The organism is Dongia sp. (genome assembly GCF_041910485.1).
In the GTDB taxonomy this organism is placed as follows: Bacteria; Pseudomonadota; Alphaproteobacteria; order Dongiales; family Dongiaceae; genus Dongia.
Genome location: NZ_JAYRQR010000034.1, coordinates 52,466 through 72,303, shown reverse-complemented (window position 1 = coordinate 72,303; position 19,838 = coordinate 52,466). Strand labels below are relative to the sequence as shown.

At 62.2% G+C, this 19,838-nt stretch carries 20 protein-coding genes; 15 read left to right on the top strand and 5 right to left on the bottom strand.

What is annotated here, in order from left to right:
* Positions 1-77: 77 nt before the first annotated feature.
* From ACE3PP_RS10435 to ACE3PP_RS10420, 4 genes are read left to right on the top strand one after another with little or no spacing between them, the layout of a single operon-like run.
* On the top strand, positions 78-965 hold the full coding sequence (locus tag ACE3PP_RS10435; RefSeq protein ID WP_374381592.1) for a DMT family transporter: 888 nt from the start codon (positions 78-80) through the stop codon (positions 963-965).
* Entirely contained in the window at positions 962-1,900 is a 939-nt protein-coding gene (locus ACE3PP_RS10430) for a DMT family transporter (protein ID WP_374381589.1), read from the top strand. Before ACE3PP_RS10435 ends, ACE3PP_RS10430 begins: the two co-directional genes overlap by 4 nt.
* Before the next feature lie 52 nt (positions 1,901-1,952).
* Complete coding sequence (locus tag ACE3PP_RS10425) at positions 1,953-2,252, top strand: hypothetical protein (protein WP_374381587.1); 300 nt, start codon at positions 1,953-1,955, stop codon at positions 2,250-2,252.
* A 43-nt stretch (positions 2,253-2,295) separates the two neighbouring features.
* Positions 2,296-2,784: a hypothetical protein gene (locus ACE3PP_RS10420; RefSeq protein ID WP_374381584.1), complete on the top strand. Its 489-nt coding sequence runs from the start codon at positions 2,296-2,298 to the stop codon at positions 2,782-2,784.
* Positions 2,785-2,787: 3 nt separating this feature from the next.
* On the opposite strand, the gene can is transcribed toward ACE3PP_RS10420, so the two are convergent.
* Entirely contained in the window at positions 2,788-3,447 is a 660-nt protein-coding gene (gene can / locus ACE3PP_RS10415; protein ID WP_374381581.1) for a carbonate dehydratase, read from the bottom strand.
* Between the two features lie 117 nt (positions 3,448-3,564).
* Between can and ACE3PP_RS10410 the strand changes: the two genes are divergently transcribed.
* From ACE3PP_RS10410 to ACE3PP_RS10395, 4 genes are all read left to right on the top strand, one after another.
* Positions 3,565-4,131 carry a septation protein A gene (locus tag ACE3PP_RS10410; protein WP_374381579.1) on the top strand — a complete coding sequence of 189 codons (567 nt, stop codon included), beginning with the start codon at positions 3,565-3,567 and terminating at the stop codon, positions 4,129-4,131.
* A 14-nt stretch (positions 4,132-4,145) separates the two neighbouring features.
* Positions 4,146-4,913, top strand: coding sequence for a sulfite exporter TauE/SafE family protein (locus tag ACE3PP_RS10405; protein ID WP_374381576.1), 768 nt, complete (start codon positions 4,146-4,148; stop codon positions 4,911-4,913).
* A 103-nt stretch (positions 4,914-5,016) separates the two neighbouring features.
* Positions 5,017-5,544 (top strand): PAS domain-containing protein, encoded by a 528-nt coding sequence (locus tag ACE3PP_RS10400; protein WP_374381573.1) that lies wholly within the window; start codon positions 5,017-5,019, stop codon positions 5,542-5,544.
* A 95-nt stretch (positions 5,545-5,639) separates the two neighbouring features.
* Positions 5,640-6,161: a hypothetical protein gene (locus ACE3PP_RS10395; protein ID WP_374381570.1), complete on the top strand. Its 522-nt coding sequence runs from the start codon at positions 5,640-5,642 to the stop codon at positions 6,159-6,161.
* Positions 6,162-6,234: 73 nt separating this feature from the next.
* Here ACE3PP_RS10395 and ACE3PP_RS10390 read toward each other — a convergent pair whose 3' ends face one another.
* Entirely contained in the window at positions 6,235-7,794 is a 1,560-nt protein-coding gene (locus ACE3PP_RS10390; protein WP_374381568.1) for a trimethylamine methyltransferase family protein, read from the bottom strand.
* Positions 7,795-8,178: 384 nt separating this feature from the next.
* Here ACE3PP_RS10390 and ACE3PP_RS10385 point away from each other — a divergent pair, with 384 nt between their 5' ends.
* On the top strand, positions 8,179-10,740 hold the full coding sequence (locus ACE3PP_RS10385; RefSeq protein ID WP_374381565.1) for an FAD-dependent oxidoreductase: 2,562 nt from the start codon (positions 8,179-8,181) through the stop codon (positions 10,738-10,740).
* 252 nt (positions 10,741-10,992) lie between these two features.
* Here ACE3PP_RS10385 and ACE3PP_RS10380 read toward each other — a convergent pair whose 3' ends face one another.
* Positions 10,993-11,403, bottom strand: a complete 411-nt coding sequence (locus tag ACE3PP_RS10380; protein WP_374381561.1) for a hypothetical protein — start codon at positions 11,401-11,403, stop codon at positions 10,993-10,995.
* Between the two features lie 428 nt (positions 11,404-11,831).
* Here ACE3PP_RS10380 and ACE3PP_RS10375 point away from each other — a divergent pair, with 428 nt between their 5' ends.
* Both ACE3PP_RS10375 and ACE3PP_RS10370 read left to right on the top strand, forming a co-directional pair.
* Positions 11,832-12,344, top strand: a complete 513-nt coding sequence (locus ACE3PP_RS10375) for a hypothetical protein (RefSeq protein WP_374381558.1) — start codon at positions 11,832-11,834, stop codon at positions 12,342-12,344.
* Between the two features lie 65 nt (positions 12,345-12,409).
* Positions 12,410-13,318, top strand: coding sequence for an alpha/beta hydrolase (locus ACE3PP_RS10370; protein WP_374381555.1), 909 nt, complete (start codon positions 12,410-12,412; stop codon positions 13,316-13,318).
* 12 nt (positions 13,319-13,330) lie between these two features.
* Here the strand turns inward: ACE3PP_RS10370 and ACE3PP_RS10365 are convergent, their stop codons facing one another.
* On the bottom strand, positions 13,331-13,819 hold the full coding sequence (locus tag ACE3PP_RS10365; RefSeq protein ID WP_374381552.1) for a cytochrome b: 489 nt from the start codon (positions 13,817-13,819) through the stop codon (positions 13,331-13,333).
* A gap of 456 nt (positions 13,820-14,275) precedes the next feature.
* Here ACE3PP_RS10365 and ACE3PP_RS10360 point away from each other — a divergent pair, with 456 nt between their 5' ends.
* Complete coding sequence (locus ACE3PP_RS10360; RefSeq protein WP_374381549.1) at positions 14,276-15,049, top strand: ferredoxin--NADP reductase; 774 nt, start codon at positions 14,276-14,278, stop codon at positions 15,047-15,049.
* Positions 15,050-15,070: 21 nt separating this feature from the next.
* Here ACE3PP_RS10360 and ACE3PP_RS10355 read toward each other — a convergent pair whose 3' ends face one another.
* Complete coding sequence (locus tag ACE3PP_RS10355) at positions 15,071-15,724, bottom strand: gamma-glutamylcyclotransferase (protein WP_374381546.1); 654 nt, start codon at positions 15,722-15,724, stop codon at positions 15,071-15,073.
* Positions 15,725-15,853: 129 nt separating this feature from the next.
* Between ACE3PP_RS10355 and bmt the strand changes: the two genes are divergently transcribed.
* The 3 genes from bmt to ACE3PP_RS10340 all read left to right on the top strand — a co-directional run bounded on the left by bmt (position 15,854) and on the right by ACE3PP_RS10340 (position 19,269).
* Positions 15,854-16,900 (top strand): betaine--homocysteine S-methyltransferase, encoded by a 1,047-nt coding sequence (gene bmt / locus ACE3PP_RS10350; protein WP_374381543.1) that lies wholly within the window; start codon positions 15,854-15,856, stop codon positions 16,898-16,900.
* Between the two features lie 69 nt (positions 16,901-16,969).
* Positions 16,970-18,733, top strand: coding sequence for an arginine--tRNA ligase (gene argS / locus ACE3PP_RS10345; protein WP_374381540.1), 1,764 nt, complete (start codon positions 16,970-16,972; stop codon positions 18,731-18,733).
* On the top strand, positions 18,733-19,269 hold the full coding sequence (locus ACE3PP_RS10340; RefSeq protein WP_374381537.1) for a GNAT family N-acetyltransferase: 537 nt from the start codon (positions 18,733-18,735) through the stop codon (positions 19,267-19,269). Before argS ends, ACE3PP_RS10340 begins: the two co-directional genes overlap by 1 nt.
* Positions 19,270-19,838 lie beyond the last annotated feature (569 nt).

Below are 19,838 nucleotides of genomic sequence, written 5' to 3'. Positions count from 1 at the left end.
GGCCTCGCCCGGGAAATGGCGTGCTATCCAATTGGATAGTTATTCTCGCCAGCAACCATCGCGTGCCCCCCCCTTTCATGACCGCGCCCACCACCAAAGCTCTCTATCGCGCCATGTTCCTGATGGCGTTGGGCGTGTTCTGGTTCTCCGTACTGGATGCCGTCACCAAGAAATTGACGGAAGGGTACGGCACCTGGCAGATCAGCGCCACGTCGCGCATGATCACGCTGACCGTCGTGCTGACCATGATCCTCTATCAGCATCGCGGCGTCCATGTCCTGCGTACCTCGTTCCTGGTGACGCATATGGTCCGCTCGCTCTTCGTGGTGGCGACGACCTGGACCTTCTTCGAATGTCTGCGTTACCTGGAACTCGCGGACGCCATTGCTATCGCCTTTGCCGCTCCTCTCTTCATCACTGCGATGTCAGGACCGATCCTGGGTGAGAAAGTGGGCTGGCGGCGCTGGAGCGCGGTCGTGATCGGCTTCGTTGGCGTCGTCGTTGCCTTAGAGCCAGGCCGTCATGGCGTCAGTTGGGGCGCCCTCCTCGCCCTCATCGCCGCCATCACCTATGCCATCGGCCAATTGTGGCTGCGGCCGCTCGCCGGGCGTGAACAGGGACACAACATCATCTTCTATGCGACCTTGTTCAGCCTCCTTATCGTGCTGGGACCGGCCATCCACGAATGGAAATGGCCAGTGAATGCCTTCGACTGGGGATTGTTCCTCGTCCAGGGCAGCTGCAGCACCCTGGGGCAGATGTGCATGGTGCGCGCCTTCCGCGTCGGCGAGGCGTCGCTGCTGGCACCCTTCGAATATACCGCCCTCGTTTGGGCGGGGCTCTTCGGCTACCTCTTCTGGGGCGATCTGCCGACGATCCAGGTACTCGTCGGTGCCGCCATCATCATCGGCGCCAGCCTCTATATCGCGCATCGCGAGGCGGTGAAGCGGGGCGCCGCTGCATGAGTGCCGCGGGCGCGAAGTTGTCGCCCGCCGGCGCCATGTTCTTCATGGCAATGGGCGTCCTGCTCTTCGGTGTCGCCGATGCCAGCGTCAAATGGCTCACCAGCGGCTACAGCACCTGGCAGATCCTCGCCGTCGGTCGCGTGCCGGCCCTTATCGTCGCCATCGGCCTCACCTGGCGCGCCACCGGCAACCCCTTCCGCGTGAAGACTTCGTTCTTCCGCTTTCATGCCATGCGCAGCGTGCTGATCATGCTGACCGGCTATACCTTCTTCGAGGGCCTGCGCGACCTGCCGCTCGCCGATGCCATCGCCATCGCCTTCGCGGCACCCTTGTTCGTCACGGCCCTGTCAGGTCCCTTGATCGGCGAGAAGGTTGGTGCCCGCCGCTGGGCCGCCGTCGGCGTCGGTTTCGTCGGCGTGATCATCGCCCTTGTCGCCGCCCCGCGACCTGATGGTGATTTCTTCAGCCACCTCAATATCGGCGCCATCCTGGTGCTAGTCTCGGCCTTCTTCTACGCACTCACTCTCATCACGCTCCGCCGCATTTCCGGCAAGGACAGTTCGCACAACATCCTCTTCCACACCTCGACCGCGACGCTCGTCATCGTCTGCCCCTTGGCGGCGATGGATTGGAGCTGGCCCACCGGCACCGATTGGGCGATCCTCCTGCTCCAGGGCAGCAGTGCCGCCTTGGCGCAACTCTGCATGATCAGGGCCTTCCGCAGCGGCGAGGCATCGATGCTGGCGCCGATCGAATACACGGCCCTGATCTGGGCCGCCTTCTTCGGCTGGTCGATCTGGAACGAGATTCCGACTATCCAGACGCTCGGCGGCGCCGCCATCATCATCGCCGCCAACCTCTACATCGCCCAGCGCGAGGTGCATCATGCCCGCAAGAAAGACATGGTCCCGGAGAATCCGGTTCTGCCTGAATAGCATTGCCCTGCTCGCCTGCCTCTGCCTGCCCGCCGCCGCCGAACCGGCGCGAATGAGCGGCAAGGAGATCTACGACCTATTCAAAGGCAATACCGTTCACGGCGAGTGGGCCGGCACCGAATATTGGAGCTATTTCGGCGCCGATGGCTGGACCACCTACAAGACCAAGGGTGCCGAGTTACAGACCGGCCGCTGGAGTACCAACGCGACGCAATATTGCTCGATCTGGGGCGAGGCACCGCAGGCCTGCTACGACATCCTCCGCGACGGCTGGACTCTCATCTGGGTCACCCGCGACGGCAACCACTACACCTCGGCCCTGCTGCAGGGAAACCAGACGCCACACGATTGAGCCACTTCTACTTCGCTGCAACCTCGGATAGCATGCGCCGTCCTTGATGCACGCGGTCGCACCGATGAATGTCTTTAGCTTCTTCCTGCTACTATTCGCCCTGATGGCTGCACTGGCGAAGAGCTGGCGGTATGCTTGTGCTTTCGCACTCATGGGTGTTGCGCTCGAAGGTACCTGGATGGGACTCGACTATTTGAGTTCCAGACCTCCTACGGCGCGCGAGATTCTCGCAACCTGCGATGCCAATAGGTACGAGGACGGCACCTATTCAGCAACTTGTATTGCCGAGATTTGGACCAACCTTGTGCCAAGTGGCCAGAAGGACGGTCGATGCGTCTATGATGTCGCATTCTTCAAGACCGATCGCACCACAATCGACCCGCGTTTTGCCGACATGATCGATTACGAGCAGGTCACGGTGATGGCCGTCGAGTGGATGCAGTCTCATCCCGAGCAATTGGACTTGCCAGGTTCGGACGTCATCAGCAATGCCATCGCCAGTCGCTTTCCCTGCCCGGCAAATCCGAACTGATCGTCAGAAGCTCGGCGTCTCTTCGAACGAGAGCATCTGATAGATGGGATCGAGGTCATGGACGCCGTCGGCCCAGAAATCGAGATCGCGCAGGCGACCGTCGCGGACCGAATAGGCCCAGCCATGCACGCTCAAAGGCTGGCCGGATTTCCATGCATTCTGCACAATCGTCGTGTGGCAGATGTTGCGCACCTGCTGCCGCACGTTCATCTCGCACAGCATGTTGAGCCGCTTTTCGATGTTCTTCTCGGTTTCAAGAAGGTCCGCATTGGCGGCGTAGATGTCCTTGATCTGCCTCAGCCAATTGTCGATGAGGCCCAGTTCCGTATTGCCCATCGCCGCGCGCACGCCGCCGCAGCCGTAATGGCCGCAGACGATGATGTGCTCGACCTTCAGCACGTTGACTGCGAACTCCAGAACAGAGAGGCAATTGGTGTCGATGTGGTAGACGAGGTTGGCAATGTTGCGGTGAACGAAGATCTCGCCCGGCGGCAGGTCGAGAATCTGGTTCGCCGGCACACGCGCATCGGAACAGCCGATCCAGAAATATCTCGGCGCCTGCTGCTCGGCCAGGCGGTTGAAATAGTCGGGATCGGCGGCAACTTGGCGTTCCGCCCATTTCCGGTTGCGCTGGAAGATCTCGGCGTGGGTCTTTTGGCTCATGCGCTCGCTCGGCTGGCTGCGATTGCCCGGGGTGAATATTGCCCGGGGCTAGGCAGATGGATCGCCCTCGCATACCATGCCGCGACGCACCAAAACAATAGCGCCCGAGCCCTGCCCATGAGTGATCACGCCGCCAATAAACCACTGAAATTTATTGTGGATTTCGGTCCACTGATCGTCTTCTTTGTTGCCTACAAGATGGCCGGGCTGATGAGCGCCACATTGGCCCTGATCATCGCAACGGTCCTGGCTCTCGGCATCGGCTATGCCGCCACGCGGCGCGTTGCCTTGATGCCGCTGATCACGGCCGTGGTGGTCGTCATCTTCGGCGGCCTGACCCTGTGGCTCCAGGACAAGACCTTCATCAAGATGAAGCCCACCATCGTTCAAGGAATCTTCGCACTCATCCTCTTCGGCGGCCTGCTGTTCAAGCGCCCGACCCTGCAATATGTCATGAGCGACGCGCTCAAGCTGACCGATACAGGCTGGCGGCAACTCACCCTGCGGTTCGCCCTCTTCTTCACCTTCATGGCCGTCTTGAACGAGATCGTCTGGCGCAACGTCTCAGAGGATCTCTGGATCGACTTCAAGGTGTTCGGCATATTCGGCCTCACCATCCTCTTTACTCTCAGCCAGATGCCGCTGATGAAGCGGCATATGATCGAACCCGCCGACCAGGGCTGACGCGCACCAGCTCCATGCCCGATTACCTGCGCGATCTTGCCCCACATCTCGGCACCGGTCCGACCATCCTCGTCTTCGCAACCGTGTTCATGGCCGGGCTCTTGCGTGGCTTTACCGGCTTCGGCTTCGCGCTGGCCGCCGTGCCGGTAATCACCCTCTTCGTCGAGCCCGCCGCCGTCATTCCCGCCATTCCCATCGTCGCGATGGTGGCCGGTGCCGAACAGCTCCGCCGGGCGTGGCGCACCGCCAATTGGCATGCGATCGGCCGGCTTCTCGTCGGCGCCACCTTGGGGGCACCCTTCGGCACGGTGGCCCTTACCTATCTCCCGGCCAACATCATGCGGGCGCTGATCGGCCTCGTGCTGCTGCTCGCGGTCCTGGCGTTGTGGCGTGGCTACCGCTTCAAACAGCGCCCCCCGACCGGCGCCCAAATCGGCATCGGCCTTGCCTCCGGCATCCTCAACGGGGCAACGGCGATGGGCGGGCCACCGGTCATTCTCTTCTTCCTCGCCTCGCCGGAAGGTGTCGCGATCGGCCGCGCCTCGCTGCTGGTCTATTTCTTCTTCATCTCGGCCTGGAGCATCGTCACCCAATCGGTGATGGGTCTCGTTGATCCCAAAACCGTGGTGCTGGCGCTGCTCATGATCCCGGTCATGGCGGTCGGCAATCTCATCGGCGACCGCCTCTTCAACCGGACCAAGGCCGCCACCTATCAGCGGGTGGCGCTCGGCTTCCTGATGCTGATCGCCATCCTCGCCATCGCCCGGGCGATCATGCCATGACCCCAGGCACAGCCGGAGATTTAGGTCTATTGTCTTATGATTCCAAAGACTTTAGGGTCGGTCGCGAGACCCTTCTGACGACCCGCGTGGCCCAAATTCCAGTATGAGCGACCCCAAACTCGACGATCCGACCACCTGGGATGGCGAGGTCCTCTACCTCCCCGCTCCCACCGGCCGCTCGGAACTGATCGGCATCGTCCAGGATTACTGGCAGCAGAAATGCTTCGGCCGCACCTATCCGACGCGGGCCGACATCGATCCGCTGCAGCTCGGCAAGGTACTGCCCTATCTGTCCCTCACCATTTTCCAGCCAGCGCCGTTCCGCGTCCAATACCGCCTGGCCGGTAGCGAGGTGGTGCGTTTCTACGGCGCCGAAATGCGCGGGAAATGGGTCGACGAGATCACGATCTGGCCGCCGCAGGACATCATCGACACGATGGATACCTATCGCCGCATTCACTACGACAAAGTGCCCAATTTCGGCCTGTCGCTGATCGAATGGCAGGGGCGCAAGGATCATGTCTTCGAATTCGCCCGCTTTCCGATCTCGGAAGATGGCGAAATGGTGACACATTGCCTCGGCGTCGACGATTTCACCATGATCGAACCGCCGCGTGCGCGCGCGCTCTGAGGCACCGCCTTCCCTCGCTGCTGGACGCTGACCGCTTTAGTTGCTAGCGTTTTTCGGTGGCAACAGGGCGAGGGACAGTGACTGGGCAAGGATCAGTGACTGGGCGCGGTCGCACGATCATCGGGCCGGGCGGCACCATGCTGGGGCCGAGCGACAAAATCCCGTGCGAGCTTGCCATGGCACGCGCCAGCAACGCCACGCGGCGAATCTACGATGCCTGGTTCGCCCTCCGCGGCGCCGAGGGTATCGCGCCAAGCCTCGCGACATGGGATGGCGGCACCGCCGTCGCCGATCTGGCGGAGAGCCTTCTCGTCACCGAGATCCTTCCTGAGACGCACGATTACCGCTATCTGCGCGTCGGCCGCCGCGCCGCCGAGATGCGCGGCTACAACCCGACCGGCAAATCGGTCCGCGACATCTATGCCGGCGATGCCTTGGCTTTCGTCCTCGAGAATTACGATCTGGCCATCGCGCATCCGTGCGGCATTGTCGATTTCTCGGTCGATATCATTCCCGACGACCGCCATGTCGAACTGGAGACGCTGTTCCTCCCTCTCTCCGCCAACGGCAAGTCACCGACGCACGTCCTGGTCTACGGCCATTATATCGAGAAGTGAGCCGCCACATCCGCTGCCGCCACAAACAAAAAAAAGGGCGCCCCTCGCGGGACGCCCCTTTTCTTGCCTTGGCTCAGACGTTGCTGTCCGGAACCGCCGCCTTCTTCTTGGCGATGAATTCCTTCAGCGCCTCGTCGATGGCCGGGTCGAGCGCCGGGGCTTCGTAATCGGCCAGCATGCGCTTGAAGATCTTGTTGGCGCGCTGGGCCGCGTCCTGGGCGCCTTCGGCTTCCCACTGCTCGAACGAATTGTTGTCGGCGATGTTGGAGCGATAGAAGGCCGTCTCGAAATTGGCCTGGGTATGGGCGCAGCCGAGGAAATGGCTGCCCGGACCCACTTCGCGGATGGCGTCGAGCGCCTGGCCGTTCTCCGAGAGATCGATGCCCTTGGCGAGCGTCTGCATCATGCCGAGCTGATCGGCGTCCATGATGAACTTCTCGTAACCTGCCGAGAGGCCACCTTCGAGCCAGCCCGCGCCATGCAGCACGAAGTTGGTGCCGGCCTGGAGGGTCGGCAGCAAGGTCTGGGCGCTTTCATAGGCGGCCTGCGCATCGGCGATCTTGGAACCGCACAGCGAGCCGCCGGTACGGAACGGCAAGCCCAGGCGACGGGCAAGCTGTGCGCAGGCGAGTGAGACCAGCGTCGGCTCCGGCGTGCCGAAGGTCGGCGCACCGGACTGCATCGAGATCGAGGACGCGAACACGCCGAAGATCACCGGGGCGCCCGGGTTGTAGAGCTGCGCCGTCGCGGCACCGGCCAGAACCTCGGCCAGAACCTGGGCGATGGTGCCGGCGGCCGTCACCGGGCTCATGGCACCCGCCAGGATGAACGGCGTGGTGATGCAGGCCTGGTTGTTGCGGGCGTAAACCTTCATGGCGCCCAGCATCGTGCCGTCCCACACCATCGGCGAGTTGGCGTTGATGAGGCTGGTCAGCACCGTGTTCTTGGCGACGAAATCGGCGCCGAACAGGATCTTCGCCATCTCGACCGTGTCTTCGGCGCGTTCCGGCGCCGTGACCGAGCCCATGAACGGCTTGTCCGAATATTTGATGTGGCTGTAGACCATGTCGAGGTGCCGCTTGTTGACCGGCAGATCGACCGGCTCGCACACCGTGCCGCCCGAATGATGGATCGAGGGCGACATGTAGGCGAGCTTCACGAAATTCTGGAAGTCGGCGATGGTCGCATAACGGCGGCCCTGGTCGAGGTCGCGCACGAAGGGCGGGCCATAGACCGGCGCGAAGACCGTGGCGTTGCCGCCGATCTGCACATTGCGCTCAGGGTTGCGGGCGTACTGGATATACTGGCTGGGCGCCGACTTCTGGACGATCGAGCGGCAGAGGCCGCGCGGGAATTTGATGCGGGTGCCCTTCACATCGGCACCGGCCTTTTTCCAGAGCTCAAGCGCCTCCGGCTCGTCGCGGAATTCGATACCGACTTCCTGCAGGATCGTGTCGGCGTTCCGCTCCATCAAAGCAAGGCCTTCCTCGTCCAGCACCGTCACCAGCGGGATCTTGCGGACGATATAGGGGTTCTGCACCAGCTTGGGCTTCTGGCGCTGCGCCCGGCGCGCATCGGCACCGCCGCGCGCGCGACGGCCACCGGCTTCCGCTGTCTGTTCCGCTGTGGACATGTTTGAGGGCCTTTCCCGTGAATCAAACTAATAGGGTGATGATTATTTGACGATCATATCGTCACCGGACGCCCTCTTGCTCTAGCGGATGCGCGACAGACGCTTTCCAGAACGCGCCAAACGCGCCATTCCGGAAAAGCTTGATAAATCTGGATTCTGGGGCAAAGGCGCGCAACTTGTCCTATTTGCGTCATGGGGCCGAACCCGCCCCCCGCCTGGGGTCGGATTGCCGCACCCGCCCCGATTTCCGACAGGAAAACCGCCGCTTAGGCCAAATTAGCCCAGCCCTTGTCGCGCCCCATTTTGCTAATGTCGCAAACAGGCAGCAATCGCCCGGCCGCCGCCATATAGTCGGCCGGAATTACCACATTGGAGTCTCGGGAAATGGCAGAGTTTCCGGCAAAGGCCAGGGTCGTCATCGTCGGCTTGGGCGGCATCGTGGGCGCGTCCGTCGCCCATCACCTGATCGAACGCGGCTGGGACGATATCGTCGGCATCGACAAGTCCGGTGTCCCCACCGACATCGGGTCGACCGCGCACGCGTCCGACTTCTGCTATATGACCAGCCACGATTACCTGTCCTGCTGGACCTCGATCTACTCGGTCGATTTCTACAGCAAGCTCGGCCATTACGAGCGCATCGGCGGTCTTGAAATCGCGCGCGTTGGCGACGAAGGCCGCATGAACGAGATCAAGCGCAAGGTCGCCTCCGCCAAGGCGTTCGGGACCCGCGCGCGCCTCGTCGGCCCAGCCGAGATCAAGAAGAAGTTCCCGCTCATCGAGGAAGACAAGGTCCAGGGCGGCCTCTGGGACCCGGATGCCGGCCTCGTCATCCCGCGCTCGCAGACCGTTGCCGGCAAGCTCGTCAACCAGGCCGAAGCCTCGGGTAAGCTCAAGATCTTCACCAACACGCCGGCGAAGTCGCTGGTGATCGAAAACGGCCGCATCAAGGGCGTCGTGACCGAGCGCGGCACGATCATGGCCGACTATGTCGTCGTCTGCGCCGGCCTCTGGGGCCGTCTCATCGCCGAGATGGCGGGCGAAGATCTTCCCGTCATGCCGGTCGACCATCCGCTGTGCTTCTTCGGCCCCTATGACGAATTCAAGGGCACCGGCAAGGAAATCGGCTGGCCGCTGCTGCGCGACCAGGGCAACTCCGCCTATATGCGCGATACCGGCGATCCGAAGACCTCGGAAGGCGGCATGATCGAATGGGGCTATTACGAGGAAAAGAACCCGCGCCTCGTCCACCCGCGCGATCTCCTCGAAAAGGAACAGGCCCGTCTGTCGCCCTCGCAGCGCGATCTCGACATGGACCAGATCCTCGAGCCGCTGGAGCGCGCCATCGAGCTGACGCCGATCCTCGCCGACCTCGGCTATGAGGAAAAGCGCTCGTTCAATGGCCTGCTGCAGGTCACGACCGATGGCGGCCCCTCGATCGGCGAAAGCCAGAAGGCGCGCGGCCTGTGGTATGCCGTCGGCATCTGGGTCAAGGACGCGCCCGGCATGGGCAAGCTGGTGGCCGATTGGATGACCGACGGCCGCACCGCGATCGACCATAACCGCATCGACTTCTCGCGCTTCTATCCGCACATGCTGGAAGAGAAATTCATCGAAGGCCGTTGCGGCGAAGCGGCGCGCAAGATCTACAACCCGGCGGTCCATCCGCGCGAACCCTATGACACCGGCCGCAACGTCAAGCGCTCGCCCTTCTACGCGCGCGAAGTCGAACTCGGCGGCTATTTCATGGAACTCGGCGGCTGGGAACGCGCGCATGGCTACAAGGCCAACGAGCATCTCCTGGAAAAGTACGGCGACCGCGTGCCGGTGCGCGCCGACGAGTGGGACAATCGCCATTTCTGGCGCGTCTCGAACGCCGAACATCTCGCCATGAGCGAGGATTGCGGCATCGTCAACCTCTCCCACTTCTACATGTTCGACGTCGAAGGTCCGGACCATGTGGAACTGATGGAATGGATCTGCGCCGCCAAGATCGGTGGCGATGCCAATATCGGCAAGGGCATCTACACCCACTTCCTCGATGACGAGGGCATGGTGCGCGCCGACTTGACCGTCATCCGCATGGCCGACCGCATCCGCGTCATCGACGGCGCCGATGCCGGCCCCCGCGACTTTCACTATGTCCGCCGCATGGCCGAGGACAAGGGGATGAACGTCAAGGTGACCGACGTCGCGGCGCAGTACGTGACCATCGGCATCTGGGGTCCCAATGCCCGCACGACGCTACAGAAGGTCGTCGAGGATCCGGCCGGTCTCGAACCCGCCGCCTTCCCCTTCGCCGCCATCAAGCAGATCAAGATCGGCGGCAAGCCCGTCACCGCCTTCCGCATCTCCTATGTCGGCGAACAGGGCTGGGAACTGCACATGAAGTACGAGGACGGCCTCGCCGTCTGGGATGCCCTGCGCTCGACCGGTGTCATGGCTTTCGGCGTCGAGACCTACGCCAACAGCCGCCGCATGGAAAAGAGCCTCCGGCTGCAGAACGCGGATCTCCTCACTGAGTACAACCTCATCGAGAGCGATCTGCAGCGACCGAAGGTCAAGGAATCCGACTTCCGCGGCAAGGCGGCGAACATCCGCCACCGCGCGCTGCCGAACCAGGTCGCGATGCTCTGCACGCTGGTGATGACCGACAACAAGGACAGCAAGGGTGTGGCCCGTTACCCGGTCGGCATCATGCCGGTGATGGACCCCGAGACGAAGGAAACGTTGGTCGACAGCCTCGGCCGCCACTCCTTCACCACCTCGGTCGCTTACGGTCCCACCATCGGCAAGAACATCGCTCTCGCCTACCTCCCCTGGTCCTACTGCCAGGTGGGCCGCAAACTCATCGTCGAGTATTTCGGCGAGCAGTATCCGGTCGAAGTCGCCGGTGTCGGCTACAAGCCCCTCTACGACCCAGAGAACCTGAAGCCGCGCACCTGAGCGAGGGATTCAGCGGAGACCAAACGAAACGCCCCGGCCGAAAGACCGGGGCGTTTTTTTGCTCTATACGATTGTTTTCGGCGCACCGGCACGCGGTTTCATGGACCGACATTTGACGTTAGACGCCAGCAGCCAACCACACAACAAAATAGAGAAGAATTGCAACGCCAAGCGAAGCCAGCACAAGGCGAGACATTAACTTCCTAAACCGCCAAGACACAGGCATCTGTATTGAATATCTCCTGCGCGAGTTCAAATCACAAAGCAGGAGGCGAATGCTGCGGCCAAATAGACTGTTACAAAGCAGAAGGCAGGAATATAGAATCCAACCAGCCGCCTCCTACCCCGAGGGAAGGTCTTTGAGTGTCTCGCCCTCTCGTCGATCACGGCAACCGGATGGCAGTGTCCCAGCCGCACAGCTGTCTTTGTTGCGCACAGTTCTCCAATAATATAGTCCAACTTCACCTGTGCACGACCAATGGTGAGTAGGAGTAGCGCCAGTAGTATTGCGCCTACGATAAGAATTATCATCTTTGCGAACCAAGACTCCACTGTACCTGCACTCACGACGACTGCGCCATAAACGACGAGATAGAAGTTAAATCGCTCGTTCAGCAAGTTCTCCATAAACTCTCGTTCATCGCTCATCGTCCAATCGTCCATAGAATCACTCCACTTGTCGGCCACAGCACAGACGCCCCCCGCTCGCCGCTGCTGCTGCAGTGAACTACAGTTGAAACAAGATAATCAACCATTTCTGGCAGCGCGCAGCACACTGACGTGGTAACTGCCTCCTGTTTATCCCTTGCATCCAGCAATGCGCACAAACTCTTCAATGCTCCCAACGCCAGCCAATTTCCATTCGTCATCGACCGCACAGGCAAGGGACCCGCGTGTTACTGGTGGCATGAAGGAAGCAACTCGTGGATGGCCCGCCTGCGCGGGCCATGACAAGATGGTACGAGTATCGTATTCGCTTCCCTCTCCTGGTCCCATACCCAAGTCGGCCGCAGGACCGCAGCATTTAGTGTGGAGTCCCATCCGCCTATTTATTGAGATCGAAAAGGACAACAATGCTTCACAGAACACCAATGACAACACTCGGCTACTGCCGTGCATGGTGCTTGATTGCGATGGTCTGCAGCGCTTGTGCTAGCACATCCCCAACTTCATCACCTGGCGACGATCTTTCACCGATTGAGAAAGAGGCCTACATTGTCTTCATGGATCAAATCAAAACTCTCCATCGCGACAAGAATGATATGCCGCTGATACTGTGCACATCAATTCAATCGGAGAATAAGCCGCTGCCAGTAAGTGCAGCTTTGCTCGACTCACTGAGCAAAGCGGTAGCTGGAGTTGCCAAGCTGACGTTTGTTGATGGAGCAAATTGCCACGAGAACAATATGGGAGAGACTTTGACATCTGATGGGTCGCGCGCGATCACATTTTTCGGAGAGAGAGACGAGGATGCTCAGACCAGAGAAGTGACATGGTTTGCTGGCTCGGTTTGGGGATTGCTGGCCGGCGGTGGCGCATTTTATAAAATCACAATGAAAGATGATATTCCGACATTGGAAACCACGGGGCTTTGGAATATCTAACATGTGCATGGCCGATCTGCGCAGGCCATGACAAGCTGCGCCCGCGTCTAAAATAGAGGTCTTCCATGCGCGTGCCACCGACCACCACCATCAGCCCCCAAGCCCGAGCGCTGCTCAGCGACTCCCCCGCGATCGCCGCCCGCTCGATGGAGCTCAACGCCATCCGCGAGCGGCGCAAGGCGAGTGCAGAGATGTTCGGGCCGGTCGCAAAGGCGCTGGCGGATGGTCTCGGTGTCACACTCACCGAGGAAACGATCGGCGGCGTGCGCACGCAGGTGGTGACGCCGGTAACCGTCACCGGCAACGCTGCCATCCTCTATTTCTTCGGCGGCGGCTATGTGCAGGGGTCGCCCGATGAGGACCTCGCCATCACGGCGCGGCTGGCGCATCTGACACAGCGCAGGGTCTATGCGCCCTATTACGCGCTGGCGCCCGAGCATCCGTTTCCACGGGGGTTGGAGGATGGTCTAGCGGTCTATGCGACCCTCGCCGCGCGTTATGGCGCGGCGGCGCTGACGGTCTCGGGTGAATCGGCGGGCGGTGGGCTCGCCCTGGCCCTGATGCTCAAGGTCGAGGAGAAGCCGGCGAAGGCGGCGTTGATGTCGCCCTGGTCAGACCTCACCAAGACCGGCGATACGCTCACGACCCTGGTCGGCAACGATCCGTGGCTGCATTACGAACTGACGCTCGAACCCGCCGCCACGGCCTACGCCAACGGGCGCGCGCTCAACGCGCCGGAGCTCTCGCCGATCTACGCCGACTTCCCCGCCGATTTCCCCAAGACGCTCATCACCACCGGCACGCGCGATCTCTTCCTCTCCGATTGCGCACGCCTCTCGACCAAGCTGCGCGCTGCCTGCATCGATTGTGAACTCCGCGTCTTTGAAGGGATGTGGCACGTGTTCGAATTCGAGGCTGATCTCCCCGAGGCGGATCAGTCGCTCGCTGAAATCGCCGCCTTCATTCGCGGCTGAGCGGGCCTCAGCTCAGCGCGGCACGAACATCCGGCGCAGCGTCTCGTCCTTCAGCTTGAAGTGATGGAACAAGGCACCCAGCGCATGGAGCACGATGAAAGCGATGAAGAGCGGCTTGCCGATCTCATGCACCTCGCCGATCTCCTCATTCACATAGACAGCGAGGAGGCCCGTCACCGGCACGGCAATGAGCAGCAGATAGAAGATGCCATGAATGGCCTTGGCAACGAGGAGCTGCGGGCCGCTGCCGATTGGTGCCGGCGCCCCTTGCGCGACGCGGACGATGATGCGGAGGGCGACCAGAACGAGGATCGCGATGCCAACCCAGTAATGCGCATCAGCCATCGTCTGCTCAGCCGGATCGGGCACCAGCCCTTGCTCGAGCGCGTCCTTCACCTCGCCCATGCTCTCGCCGAAGATGAGTTGGAACAGGACCAAAGCCGCGATCAGCCAATGCAACAGGATCTGCAGACCCGAATAACCTTGCCGCGACACGCTCATGACACCATCCCCTTTCACTGCCGAATCAGCTGGGCTTATTGTGCATTCCCGCGGCGACTTAGCCACAGGATGCTTAAGGCTATCTGACATCGCTGCCGCTTGGAGAGATGAGAAATTGACGCTGCGCCAATGCAGGCATGCATAGCTCCGCATCGGTGGCGGCGCTCCTGGCGTGGCTTGCCTGCCGGTTGCCGGCAGCTCCGTCGCGATAATCGCGTCTTGTCAGGACGTTACCGACAGGCAGTCGCGGATCATATTTGCAAATCAGTTGCAATCGCATATATGATCGGGCCTCGATGTGAGGAATTCACACTCATCGGTGCGGGTTAAGCCATTGCCGGCGATTGATATTCTGTCGTTTTCCGGTTAGACAGCGCGCATCAACTATTCAATGCTGCAACGCAACAACAGCTACCCCACCCGGCGGCTGCGCTGATTTGGTGAAGAGAAGAGATCATGAGCAATCTGCTGCAGGCGGAAGTGACCGACGTCCACCATTGGACCGATCGCCTGTTCACCTTCAAGACCACCCGCGATCCCGCGTTCCGCTTCGCCAGCGGCCAGTTCACGATGATCGGCCTCGAGGTCAACGGCAAGCCGCTGCTGCGCGCCTATTCGATCGCCAGTGCCGCCTATGAGGACATGCTCGAGTTCCTCTCCATCAAGGTGCCGGACGGTCCCCTCACCTCGCGCCTTCAGCATCTGAAGGCCGGCGACAAGATCCTGGTCGGCCGCAAGGCGACCGGCACGCTGCTGCCCACCAATCTGCTGCCCGGCAAGCATCTCTATCTGCTCGGCACCGGCACCGGCCTCGCGCCGTTCCTCAGCCTGATCAAGGACCCGGAAGTCTATGACCAGTACGAGAAGATCGTGCTCGTCCACGGTGTCCGCCACATCAACGAACTCGCCTATGCCGACTTCCTGGAAAAGGAACTGCCGGCGCATGAACTCATCGGCGAGCTGGTGCGCGAGAAGCTCATCTACTATCCGACGGTGACGCGCGAGCCTTTCAAGCATAACGGCCGCATCACGCATCTCATCGAGAACGGCAAGCTCTGCAACGATATCGGCCTGCCGCAGCTCAACTCGGCGGACGACCGCATCATGCTGTGCGGCTCGCCCGCGATGCTCGCCGACCTCCGCCCGATCTTCGAGGCCCGTGGCTTCACCGAAGGCAGCGTCGCCCAGCCCGGCCACTACGTCATCGAAAAGGCCTTCGCCGAACAGTAAGTCGCGGCGCGGCTCTGCCGATCAGCGCTTGATCGCGGCGCACTTCTCGCGCACCAGCTTGTCGAGGCTGGCGAGGCCGCGGTCGTTGATGCCGAGGCCGAGCAGATGCTCGTGCGTGGCGTGCAGATATTCGGCGTTGCTGCCGACGGGACCGCAGGCGCCGGCAATCATCTCGGCGGCATAGTCGAGGGAATGCGGTTTCAGGTAGCGCTCATTGGCACGGTTGGCGACGAAGGTGATGCCGCGCAAGGGTCCCAAGGGTGTCTTCAGCTTGACCCAGCGTGGGCGATAGCCGCCGGTCACCATCTCGCGCCGCCACAAACCTTTCAGGTCCTCATCGACCGTCACGTCGTCGAGGCGGAAGGCCATGCCGCGGCAGAGGCCGCCACGATCGAGGCCCAGCATCAGGCCCGGACATTCCTCGGTCCCGCGGAAGCGGCGCATCACCAGGCAGAAGCGGCGGTGATAACCGGTGAGGGTCGCAAGCCGGCTCTCAACCGATTGAAAGGCCGGGCGCCACAGCAGAGAGCCATAGCCGAAGATCCAGATCGGCCCGTCCCGCTCAGCGAGAATGCCGTCGAGCGAGGCCTGCCGCTCCTCGTCCGTGAGCCAGCCGGGGGCCGGCGTGTCGGGCCAATACTGGGCTGGGTCGGAGGGGATTTGGTCGGCGGCCATGAGGCGCAGTTTAACCAATCTCTTGCCTTGAACCAGAGGGCGGAAAGCCTTAGGTTGCGAGCTATATAACAATCTCGTTATATGATGAACATGGCGTGAACAAAGGCGCCGCGAGTTAGGATCTGCCCGATGACCAACCGTTTCCTGCGCCTGCTGGCGGAAAAGCCCTTCCTGATGGCCGATGGCGCCACGGGGACCAACCTGTTCCAGGTCGGCCTGCAGGCGGGCGACGCGCCGGAATTGTGGAACTTCGACCATCCGGAGCGGATCGAGGCGCTGCACGAGAACTTCGTGAAGGCCGGGTCGGACATCATTCTGACCAACAGCTTCGGCGGAACGCGCTATCGGCTGAAGCTGCACAACGCCCAAGACCGGGTCCTGGAGATCAACAAGCGCGCGGCCGAGCTGGCCCGCAAGGTTGCCGACCGCAGCGGTCGAGACGTGGTGGTCGCTGGCTCGATGGGCCCGACGGGCGAGCTGCTGCAGCCGCTCGGCGCCCTCACCGAAGAAGACGCCATTGCCGCCTTCCGCGAGCAGGCGGAGGCTCTCAAAGCCGGCGGTGCCGACGTCATCTGGATCGAGACCATGTCCGCCAAGGAAGAAGTCAGTGCTGCCGTAAAGGGCGCCGCCGCGACGGGCCTCCCCATCGTCACGACCATGAGCTTCGACACCAACGGGCGCACCATGATGGGCCTGAGCCCCGCCGATTTCGTCGATTTCGTCCACACGCTGGACCCGAAGCCGGTGGCCTATGGCGCCAATTGCGGCGTCGGCGCCTCGGATTTGACCGCTACCATCGTGCAGCTGTCGGCGGCGGCGCGGCCGGGCGATGTCATCATCGCCAAAGGAAATGCCGGCATCCCGTTCTTCGAGAACGGCAAGATCAAGTATAACGGCACCCCGGACCTGATGGCGGATTACAGCCGCTTGGCGCGGGATTCCGGGGCGCGGATCGTGGGCGGCTGCTGCGGCACCTCGGCCGAGCATCTGGTCCATATGCGCAGTGCCCTCAATTCCTATACGCCGGGTGAAAAACCCACCATCGAGACCATCGTCGCCCGCCTGGGTCCGGTCACGGCAGGCGCCACCGCCCAATTGTCCGGCGAGGACCCGGTCCAGGCCACCAAACGCGCCCGCCGCCGCGACCGCACATCGACTGGCGACGTCGCGTTCTGATCCGCTATAAACCGTCATCGCCCGCCGCCGCTTGCCGGTGCGCGGGCCCCTTTTCGTTGGATTGATGAGATGACTTCCTTTACCGCCCAGCTCAGCGACATTGCCGGCGCCATCTTCAAGGGCCAAGGCCTCGACCCAGCCTTCGGCCAGGTGATCGTGTCCGGCCGTCCCGACCTTGGCCAGTTCCAGTGCAACGGGGCGCTCGCCGCCGCCAAGGCCGCGAAGCAGAACCCGCGCGCGATTGCCGAGAAGGTGGCGGAGGCCTTGAAGGCCAACCCGATCTTCCGCGACGTGTCGCTGGCCGGTCCCGGTTTCATCAATCTCAGCGTCACCGACGATTATCTCGGCCAGGCGATGAACCGTGTCGCCACTGACCCGCGCCTCGGGCAGCCGGTCAAAGCAAAGCCGGAAGTGGTGGTGCTCGATTACGGCGGACCGAATATCGCCAAGCCCATGCATGTCGGCCATCTGCGCGCCGCCATCATCGGCGATTCCCTGCGCCGCATCTTCAAGTTCGTCGGCGACGAGACGATCGGCGATGTGCATATGGGCGATTGGGGCCTGCAGATGGGCATGCTGATTTCCGAATTGGAAATCCGTCAGCCCGACCTCCCCTATTTCGATGCCAAGTTCACCGGCCCCTATCCGAAGGAAAGCCCCGTCACCTTGGCACAGCTCGAGGAGATGTATCCGAAGGCCTCCGGCGATTGCAAAGCGGACCCGGCGCGGCTTGAGCGCGCGCGCCAGGCGACCGCTGAACTGCAGGAAGGCCGCCCCGGCTACCGCGCCGTGTGGCAGCATTTCTTCGACATCTCGGTCGACGCGATGAAGCGCGACTATGGCAATCTCGGCGTCTATTTCGATTTGTGGAAGGGCGAGGCCTGCGTCAACGACCTCATCCCGCCGATGGTCGAGGAGATGAAGAAAAAGGGCGTCGCCATCGAGGACAAGGGCGCGCTGATCATTCCGGTGAAGGAAGAGACGGACAAGCAGGACATTCCGCCGCTGATCCTCATTAAATCCGACGGCGCCGCCATGTACGGCACGACCGACCTTGCCACCATCATCGACCGCGTCAATTGCCAGAACCCGGACCGGTCGATCTATGTCGTCGACCATCGCCAGGGCCTGCATTTCGTGCAGGTGTTCCGCGCCGCGATCAAGGCCGGCATCAACGGCAAAGGCAGCCTGTTCCACTTGGGCTACGGCACGATGAACGGCACCGACGGCAAGCCGTTCAAAACGCGGGCCGGCGGCGTCATGCGCCTCGACGACCTCATCCAGATGATGTCGGGCGAAGCGCTGAAGAAGCTCAACGAGCATGGGCTCGGCGCCGATTATTCGGAAGCGGAACGCGACGACATCGCGAAGAAGGTCGGCGTGTCGGCGTTGAAATTCGCTGATCTGAGCAACAACCCGATCGCCAATTACGTCTTCGACATCGATCGCTTCTCGCGCTTCGAGGGGAAGACCGGCCCCTATCTGCTCTACGCCGCCGTCCGCGTGAAATCGCTGCTGAAGAAGGCGGAGGCCCAGGGCGACAAGCCCGCCGCCATCCTGCCTCCGGAGGAAGGTGAGCGCGATCTGGTGCTGATGCTGGGGCACATGCCGGATGCCATCACCTCGGCCTATGCCGAATTGGCCCCGAACCGCATCGCCGATTTCGCCTTCAACCTGGCGCAGACTTTCAGCTCCTATTACAGCGCGTTCCATATCCTCTCCGAACAGGATGTGGCCCGCCGCCGCTCGCGCCTCGCCTTGGCGGAATTGGTGCTGAAGGAACTGGAACTCTGCCTGGAGCTTCTGGGCATCAGCGTCCCGGACCGGATGTAATGGCAACTCTCGTCACGGAGCGGCTGCTGCTGCGCCCGTGGCGGGAAACGGACAAGGCGCCCTTCGCCGCGCTCAACAACGATCCGCGCGTCTATGCGACGCTGGCAGGTCCGATGACGCGTGCGGAAAGTGACGCATTCGCCGATCGCATCGCGGCGCATATCGCCGAGCATGGCTGGGGCCTCTGGGCCGTCGAGGTTCCTGGCATTGCCGATTTCATCGGCTATGTCGGCCTGTCGCGCCCGCGCTTCGAGGCGCCTTTCACGCCCTGCGTCGAAATCGGCTGGCGGCTGGCTTTCGCGCATTGGGGCAAGGGCTATGCCACCGAGGCAGCGCGCGCTGTGCTCGATTTCGGTTTCGGGACGTTGAAACTTCCTGAGATTGTTTCCTTCACCACGGTCAGCAATGTTCGCTCCTGCGCCGTGATGGAACGGCTGGGACTGACGCATGATGCGCGCGACGATTTCGATCACCCGATGCTGGCGGCGGATCACCCCTTGCTGCGGCATGTTCTCTATCGGATGCGGCGCGGGTAGATCGTCGGCGAGGTCCGTCGCGCGGCGGCTTGTGCGCGCTTGCGCGCACCCGCATTCGGCTTGCGCCCACACCCCCACCCAACCCTCCCCCTAAAGGGAGAGGGCTTTGGTGCGGAATTCGCACGCGCGCTGCAGCAAACTCGATGAGATCCCCTCTCCCTTCAGGGGGAGGGTTGGGTGGGGGTGGGACTGAAAGCTCTCGCCAAATTCATTCGATGATCCACGTCTCCCCATCCGGACCCGCTCGGGCAGCTATGGCAGCCGTTTCGTTGCCGGCTGTGACGTGGATGGCTTCCTGCCCTCCAGGAGGGGAACCCGGTCACCGCATCGGGTCCGGCGGGGGCTGGCTTAACCGCCGCAACCCTGGGGGAGCGTCCTGTGACCCGGGACTCGCGGAGGATCGCTCACCCGCTGATCCGGGGGGTCGGGCCTTGTGGCCGCCGACCAGGCCTGCCCCTCTCAACCAGGGGCGGATGCTTTCGGCCTGCGTCCATCGCTGGACTTGCGCCGAGGGACAACCGAGCGGCTCCGGATGGGGAGCGGGTGATGTGTGCACAGCTCTATTAGTA

Bases quoted from the DNA above. Each gene is read 5' to 3' on its own strand.
- ACE3PP_RS10435 (WP_374381592.1), top strand. From the start codon at position 78: ATGACCGCGCCCACCACCAAAGCTCTCTATCGCGCCATGTTCCTGATG.
- ACE3PP_RS10430 (WP_374381589.1), top strand. From the start codon at position 962: ATGAGTGCCGCGGGCGCGAAGTTGTCGCCCGCCGGCGCCATGTTCTTC.
- ACE3PP_RS10425 (WP_374381587.1), top strand. From the start codon at position 1,953: ATGAGCGGCAAGGAGATCTACGACCTATTCAAAGGCAATACCGTTCAC.
- can (WP_374381581.1), bottom strand. From the start codon at position 3,447: ATGAGCCAAAAGACCCACGCCGAGATCTTCCAGCGCAACCGGAAATGG.
- ACE3PP_RS10410 (WP_374381579.1), top strand. From the start codon at position 3,565: ATGAGTGATCACGCCGCCAATAAACCACTGAAATTTATTGTGGATTTC.
- ACE3PP_RS10405 (WP_374381576.1), top strand. From the start codon at position 4,146: ATGCCCGATTACCTGCGCGATCTTGCCCCACATCTCGGCACCGGTCCG.
- ACE3PP_RS10400 (WP_374381573.1), top strand. From the start codon at position 5,017: ATGAGCGACCCCAAACTCGACGATCCGACCACCTGGGATGGCGAGGTC.
- ACE3PP_RS10390 (WP_374381568.1), bottom strand. From the start codon at position 7,794: ATGTCCACAGCGGAACAGACAGCGGAAGCCGGTGGCCGTCGCGCGCGC.
- ACE3PP_RS10385 (WP_374381565.1), top strand. From the start codon at position 8,179: ATGGCAGAGTTTCCGGCAAAGGCCAGGGTCGTCATCGTCGGCTTGGGC.
- ACE3PP_RS10380 (WP_374381561.1), bottom strand. From the start codon at position 11,403: ATGGACGATTGGACGATGAGCGATGAACGAGAGTTTATGGAGAACTTG.
- ACE3PP_RS10375 (WP_374381558.1), top strand. From the start codon at position 11,832: ATGACAACACTCGGCTACTGCCGTGCATGGTGCTTGATTGCGATGGTC.
- ACE3PP_RS10370 (WP_374381555.1), top strand. From the start codon at position 12,410: ATGCGCGTGCCACCGACCACCACCATCAGCCCCCAAGCCCGAGCGCTG.
- ACE3PP_RS10365 (WP_374381552.1), bottom strand. From the start codon at position 13,819: ATGAGCGTGTCGCGGCAAGGTTATTCGGGTCTGCAGATCCTGTTGCAT.
- ACE3PP_RS10360 (WP_374381549.1), top strand. From the start codon at position 14,276: ATGAGCAATCTGCTGCAGGCGGAAGTGACCGACGTCCACCATTGGACC.
- ACE3PP_RS10355 (WP_374381546.1), bottom strand. From the start codon at position 15,724: ATGGCCGCCGACCAAATCCCCTCCGACCCAGCCCAGTATTGGCCCGAC.
- bmt (WP_374381543.1), top strand. From the start codon at position 15,854: ATGACCAACCGTTTCCTGCGCCTGCTGGCGGAAAAGCCCTTCCTGATG.
- argS (WP_374381540.1), top strand. From the start codon at position 16,970: ATGACTTCCTTTACCGCCCAGCTCAGCGACATTGCCGGCGCCATCTTC.
- ACE3PP_RS10340 (WP_374381537.1), top strand. From the start codon at position 18,733: ATGGCAACTCTCGTCACGGAGCGGCTGCTGCTGCGCCCGTGGCGGGAA.